The 5,975-nt window shown below is 64.4% G+C and carries 6 protein-coding genes, 1 tRNA gene and 1 pseudogene; 1 reads left to right on the plus strand and 7 read right to left on the minus strand.

Annotated elements, in window-relative coordinates; translation table 11 throughout:
- Positions 1 to 140: 140 nt before the first annotated feature.
- The 6 genes from ACO48X_RS10385 to ACO48X_RS10410 form a co-directional block, all read right to left on the minus strand.
- Complete coding sequence (locus ACO48X_RS10385; protein ID WP_484991870.1) at positions 141 to 647, minus strand: DUF3145 domain-containing protein; 507 nt, start codon at positions 645 to 647, stop codon at positions 141 to 143.
- A gap of 135 nt (positions 648 to 782) precedes the next feature.
- Positions 783 to 1,268 (minus strand): peptide deformylase, encoded by a 486-nt coding sequence (def, locus tag ACO48X_RS10390; RefSeq protein WP_485002018.1) that lies wholly within the window; start codon positions 1,266 to 1,268, stop codon positions 783 to 785.
- Between the two features lie 9 nt (positions 1,269 to 1,277).
- Positions 1,278 to 1,817 carry a GNAT family N-acetyltransferase gene (locus ACO48X_RS10395; protein WP_485002019.1) on the minus strand — a complete coding sequence of 180 codons (540 nt, stop codon included), beginning with the start codon at positions 1,815 to 1,817 and terminating at the stop codon, positions 1,278 to 1,280.
- A 195-nt stretch (positions 1,818 to 2,012) separates the two neighbouring features.
- Positions 2,013 to 2,084: transfer RNA gene (locus ACO48X_RS10400), tRNA-Asn, on the minus strand.
- A 124-nt stretch (positions 2,085 to 2,208) separates the two neighbouring features.
- Positions 2,209 to 3,786, minus strand: coding sequence for a hypothetical protein (locus ACO48X_RS10405; protein ID WP_485002020.1), 1,578 nt, complete (start codon positions 3,784 to 3,786; stop codon positions 2,209 to 2,211).
- A 2-nt stretch (positions 3,787 to 3,788) separates the two neighbouring features.
- The gene (locus ACO48X_RS10410) at positions 3,789 to 4,040 is read right to left on the minus strand and encodes a hypothetical protein (RefSeq protein ID WP_485002021.1); all 252 of its coding nucleotides are present in this window, start codon (positions 4,038 to 4,040) and stop codon (positions 3,789 to 3,791) included.
- Between the two features lie 280 nt (positions 4,041 to 4,320).
- On the opposite strand from ACO48X_RS10410, the gene ACO48X_RS10415 reads away from it, so the two are divergent.
- Positions 4,321 to 5,571, plus strand: a complete 1,251-nt coding sequence (locus ACO48X_RS10415) for a lipid II:glycine glycyltransferase FemX (RefSeq protein WP_485002022.1) — start codon at positions 4,321 to 4,323, stop codon at positions 5,569 to 5,571.
- Between the two features lie 77 nt (positions 5,572 to 5,648).
- Here ACO48X_RS10415 and ACO48X_RS10420 read toward each other — a convergent pair.
- Positions 5,649 to 5,975 (minus strand): annotated as a pseudogene (locus ACO48X_RS10420) (hypothetical protein); the annotation flags it as partial.

The raw sequence follows: 5,975 nt of genomic DNA on the forward strand, positions 1-5,975 counted from the left end.
GGCGAGCTCCTCGATCTGGCGGAGAAGGATCGAACCTAGACGGACAGCGGCGAAACAGATGAGCAGGACCCCGGCGGGGTCCTGCTCATCGATGGAGGCGACTGTCACGGCAAGTCATCGCAGGCGCCGCGGACCGGGCTTCACCCGACTCGGTGGAGCCACCGAACCGGCGCGCCCGCACCGGCGTAGCGGAAAGGCTCGAGCTCGTCGTCCCAAGCCTGCCCGAGGGCAAGATTGAGCAAGCGACGCATCTCGTGCGCGTCTCCCCCCGCCTGGTCGATCGCAGCGCGGATTCGATTTTCCGGCACGACGACGTTGCCCATGAGGTCCGTCTGGGCGTAGAAGATCCCGAGGCCGGGTGTGGCTGACCATCTCCCGCCCTCGCTCACCGCTGTTCCATCCTCGGTGACCTCAAAGCGCAGATGCTCCCACCCGCCGAGGGCGGAGGCAAGCATCGCTCCGGTTCCGACGTCGCCCACCCAAGAGACCTCAGCGCGGCTCATCGAAGGCAACGCTGGCTGTGCGGTCCATTCAAACCGCACGTCGTATCCGAGCACACTGGACACCGCCCATTCGACGTGCGGCCGAACGGCGGGCGATACCGAGTGTATGAATATGACGCCTCGGGTGGCGTGTTTTGCACTCATGGCGTTCCTCCTTTAGGTGGCTTTCCCCTTGTCACCCTGCCGGAGGAATCCCTCCTATCGTGCCACATCACGAGGGAAAACGCCATAGGCAAAAGAAAACCGCCGCCGGTGCGCGGCCGACGTCCGTGCCGACCCTCAGAGGTCCCTTATCGCCCTCATCGCCTTCTTCCGAGTCTCCCGATCGAGCCTGTCGATGTACAGATGCCCGTCAAGGTGATCGACTTCGTGCTGAATGCATCGTCCCATGAGACCTTCGCCTTCGACGACCTTTTTCCGTCCGTCAAGGTCGGATCCCTCGGCACGGGCGTACAACGCGCGCTTCGTCGGGAACCACAGATCCGGGACAGACAGGCACCCTTCTTCGCCGTCTTGGAATTCGTCGTCGGAAAGCTCGACGATAACCGGGTTGAGAATGTAATCGATCTCACCTTCGATGTTCCAAGAGAATGCGCGTAAAGAGACACCGATTTGATTTGCTGCGAGGCCTGCGCGTCCGTCCATGTCGACGTTCTCGACGAGGTCTTCGACCAGCGCCTTCACCCCCGGCGTGATTTCGTCAATGGGTGAGCACGGCGTGCGCAGGACGGGATCGCCCACGATGCGAATTGGTCGAAAAGTCATGGATCAAGTCTAGGGCACATCGGCCCGAGCAGAAGGCCGGCGTGCCTGAGCGGCGTCGGAGGGCCCCGACAGGTCTTTGAAGTATCTGGCCACCGGCCACCGTTCGAATCCCACCGCTTCGTACGTCGCTCGAGCCGGTGCGTGGCCGGGGTCTCCTCCCGTTTCCACCATGAGCATCCGCATTCCCAGCCCCCGGGTGCGCGACTCCGCCCGTTCGATGAGCCGACGGGCTATTCCCCGCCTCCGCCACCGGGGATCGACGGCGAGAATGTACACCTCGCCCATGCTGTCTTCGGGGTGCATGCGCGTGCAGACCCATCCGACAGGGCGTTCGCCGTCGAGGGCGACGTCGATGCCGGAGGACTCGGCGTCAAGCACGAAGGCGACGTCGTCGGACTGGCGGCGCTCCCATCCCGCCGGATAGAAGCACTCGTAGACGAATCCCGGCACGGACTCGCGCATAAGAGGGAAGACGTCTTCCCACGCCCTCAGAGAGAGCTCAATCAGCGCTTCACGGTGCTCTGCGCGGTAGGGGACAACGGAGACCATGGACATCGCTCCTAACAGTCGTGCGGGATCCGACGGGGCCCGAGGTCTCTTCCATGGAGGCGGGCAACCGTATTCGCCCCTGGGCGGGCTCCCGGCGCCTTTGTCCGCGCACGGCTTCTGCGTCTGCTGAGCGGTCGGATCCGAGTATTATGCGAAACAGGGGCGAAAGCGGACAGCCTCACCCCTGTGCGTCGGCTCCCGCGGCTGGACTCGAACCAGCAACCGTTCGATTAACAGTCGAATGCTCTGCCATTGAGCTACGCGGGATCGCGAACACGAAAACTTTAGCAGCAGCAGCGGATCGCCGCCAATCTCATTGCGGTGCCTTGCATCACAGAGACTTGCGGTGCCCTGCCGCGGCGCTTCGCTTCGCGCTGGAAACGGCACGCCGTCATGTCGAGGAGGCCTCGCCCCTTTCGGGAGACTCCGGCCCCGATCCGCGAATTTCCGCGTCGGGCACGGGGCCTTCGGCGTCTGTCTCGACTGCGTTTGCAGGCGACGCCGCATCTGCACTCGTCGCGGCATGTGCATTCGTCGCAGCACGCGTACTCGTCGCCGCATCTGCATTCGTCGCAGCATCTGCATTCGTCGCAGGGGCGGCCGCCGACGGCTGCTCAGCGCCGCCTCTCGGAGAATTCGAGGATGCGTCCGCCGAGCTTTCCCCGACCCCTGCCTCCCTCGGATTCGCGAGTCCGACGGAGGCGCCGGGCAACTCCTCAACGCCCGACGGCGTCAGGCTCTCCGTCTCAGGCTCGCTCTTCGGAGCGGCTGAGCTTTGCGAGACGGCCGGGATGGCCGGGGCGCTCTCCGGAGCCGCCGCGTCTGGCGAAACAGAGCCCTCCGGCTCGAGATCGCTTTCCGGAGCCGGGACGTCCTGCGCGGTCGACGAAGGACTCTCCGGGGCCGGGGCGCTCTCCGATTCTGTCGGGCTTTCCAGCTCTGGCGCGCTCTCCTGCTTCGCCTCGCTCTCCGAAACGGCAAGCGCGCCCGGCGCGTGTGAGGCGCCTGCGGAGCTCGCCTCCGACTCGGGCGCCTCGCCTGAAAACGCGCCGTCGGCGCCCTGCGCAGCCGCTGCGACGCCGACTTCGGGCCCGTTCGCCGAACCGACCGCTTCATCCGCTCTCGCATCTCCGGCGACCTCAGCAGCCTCGACAGGTTCAGGGACTTCCGCGGCCTCGGCATTTTCCGCATCTCCAACGGCCTCGACGGCTTCAAGGGCTCTTGCGGCCCCAGCCTCCTCGACGGATTCTGCAGGCGCAGCAGCGAGCGGCTCCGCCGAGACAACGTCCGCTTCGGCCGAGGTCTGAGACTTCTCGTCGGCTGCCTCGACGTCCGCGCAGTCCTCTTCCGGCTCCTTTTTGCGGGCCCCTTCCGCCTCCTCTGGGGACGCCTGAGGATCGGCCGCGTCGGCGTCGTCTGCTCGCAGAGCCGACTCCGGCGAGGGATCGTCGGAGACCCCCCACCCTTCGTCGCCGTCGGGCTCGAGCCCGACGATGTCGCGCAGCGTCTCTTCGAGTTCGGCGATCGCCTGCTCGTCCTCTTCTTTCGCGCGTCCGTCGATGATGACCTGAGTGAACAGGTCGTCTTTATCGTCGCGTCTGACCATCGCCCGAACTTCGGCGCCCGACGGCAACTTGGAGCTGCGGCGAACGACGATCGAACGTTCGAGGCGTTCTCGGACGACGAACGCTATGTCCTCTTCGCCGTCGGCGAGCTTGAGCTCGAAAGCCGGAATGTTCCAATCGACGAAGGGCATCGTCAATGTGTTCCCGCTCCACGTCGCACGTTCGAATTCGAACCAGTGCCGCTCTTCGGTTTCTTTGTCCGTCGCCACCGCGATCCTGTCGGCGAAAACGGCGAGCCAGGCTTCGGCGTCTCCGTCAATTCTCGCGATCTCAATCGGCTTGCCCCCCAGGGCCGCCACCGCCGAGGGCGTCCGACGCTTTTCCCCGGACTTTTTGCGTTTCACAATTATTCCGTTCTCTCAAAGTCCGCGGCGGTAGGCGTGCGCTCACCCGTCACGGCCGTGATCGCGGCGTCGGTGTGCACCGCGCCCGCTCCGTTGGTGTCGCCTCCCGCCAATTTTTGACCCGCGAAGTAACCGAGAATCGCCATGATCGTTCCGAGTGCGAGCGCCAAGATGAAGCGCCTCTTCTGCGCTTTGCGCAACTGCGCGATCTCCTCGGGCGTGAGAGACGACATGTCCGGTTGCTTCATAGCCATGCGTAAAGACTACAGGAGCGATTTTGCCTGGCCCATATGCCGCTGCCGAAAAGTCCGCACTTTACAGGGTCGAAATAGCCGCGCAGCCCCGCAACACGGCCGATCGGCCTAGGTTACCCCGCTCGCCGAACGGTAATGAACGCAGCATTCTCTGCAAACTCGCACAGCAACCGGTCAGCTTTCCTCCGCGAATCGGGCTTAGGGCGCAGCTCCTCGACGCACCGCACACGCAGCGCCTCGGCTTTCTTCCGCGGACCTCGCTCCCGGTAGGATGGACTCCATGCGTTTCGTCCTACTGACCCCCAAGGCATATGCGCGTTTCCTCGAGGAATCTCGCCCCCGAGTCTTCATCCCCCAGAGCGTTGAGTTCGCCCGCGTTCGCGAAAGGCAAGGGCACAAGGTCGAATACGTCGGCGTCGTCGACGACGCCGAACGCAAAATCGCAGGGGCGGGCGTGCTCGCCTACCAGCCGTGGAAGAAGGTCTTCTGGAGGGCGCAACTGGCCTACGGGCCGCTGCTCGATTGGGAGGACACCGCCGCGATCGAAGCGTTTTTCACCGGTTTGAAGCGCCATCTGAAGAAGAACCCCCGGGTGCTCGCCCTGCGGTTCAATCCGCTGCTTCCGCGGGCCTTTTACGAGGACATCAAGGTCGTCGAGGACAACCCCGTGGCGGCGAAGGCGCAGGAGACCTTCGCCAAGCTGGGGGCGACCCGCCTGACGAAGGAGTTCTACGAGCAGCCGGACATACAGATCCGATACATCTACACGAAAGACATATCGGGCAAGACGTTCGACGAAGCCACCGCGACCTTGGCGAAAGGCTTGCGGCGGCGCTTCCACAACGAAGGGCGCTACGGCGTCGAGACGCGCCTGTTGCGGCCCGAGGAGTTCGACGTCTTCGACAAGCTCCACGAATCGACGGCCGATCGGACGACGATGCACGGCATCTCCGGTTCGAGCAGGGCGTTCTACACCGAGCTCATGCGCGAACTCGGGCCGGAGCGGGCGCTCCTGTGCGTCGCCTATCTCTTTCCCTCGCGCTACCTCGAGCAGATCGCCGACGAGCGGCAGGAGTCGCTCAAGCGCATCGAATTGCTTGAAGGCCGCAAAGCCACGAAGGCAAGGGACAGGGAGCTGGAGCAGTTGCGCGAGCGTTTGACGACGCTTGATTCTCAAGAGGAGCAGGCCCGCAAGACCCTCGACGAGCACGGCGACGGCATTCCGTTCAACGCCGCGCTGAGCTTCCGCTTCGGAGACGAGCTCATTCTGCTGCTAGGCGGCATGGACAAGCGTTTTGCCGCCTACGGGAGGGACTATCCCGTTGAGCGAGCGATGTTCAAATGGGCTTGCGACAACGGACTGTCGGTCTACAACACCTTCGGCGTGTCCGGGATCTTCGACGAGACCGCGCCCGACGCCCCCGTGCTGAAGTTCAAGCGCTGGCTCGGAGGCAACGTCGAAGAATTCGTCGGCACATATGTTCTGCCGATCCATCCCCTTCTCGCCAAGGCGACCGGCGCCCTCGACTGAGAAACGAACGCCCTCCGCCGAAGAGGCGAAGGCGCTTCGGCGCGTTCGAACCTCGAATTCCGAGCAGCACCGAATTCTCAGAATCCCGAGTCGGTCGGCTCGGGATACCACGCACGCATCCGCCGCCGCTGGTTGAAGCCGTTGGCCAAGCGATAAAACGTCCGTTTGAGGCTCCGGTCCGCCGAATACGCCAGCGGGTTGACGACGCCGACTTTCTTTGCTCGCCGCACGCGCGCGTAAAGGTCCGCGTCGCGAATGTACCTTCGATTGGCCAGCGACGCCGGAATGATGCAGAAGATCGCCTCGCGCGCATTCGTCGCGCACGCCGCCCCTTCGAGGGCGGGATCGGCGCCGGGCGGATCGCTTTGGCGGAAGCGCTCTGCGCCGTCAGCCTGCCCCAGTCC

It is taken from the genome of Peptidiphaga sp. (genome assembly GCF_057238965.1).

Coding starts and splice junctions, on each gene's coding strand:
- ACO48X_RS10385 (WP_484991870.1), bottom strand. CDS start 647: ATGAGTGCAAAACACGCCACCCGAGGCGTCATATTCATACACTCGGTA.
- def (WP_485002018.1), bottom strand. CDS start 1,268: ATGACTTTTCGACCAATTCGCATCGTGGGCGATCCCGTCCTGCGCACG.
- ACO48X_RS10395 (WP_485002019.1), bottom strand. CDS start 1,817: ATGGTCTCCGTTGTCCCCTACCGCGCAGAGCACCGTGAAGCGCTGATT.
- ACO48X_RS10410 (WP_485002021.1), bottom strand. CDS start 4,040: ATGGCTATGAAGCAACCGGACATGTCGTCTCTCACGCCCGAGGAGATC.
- ACO48X_RS10415 (WP_485002022.1), top strand. CDS start 4,321: ATGCGTTTCGTCCTACTGACCCCCAAGGCATATGCGCGTTTCCTCGAG.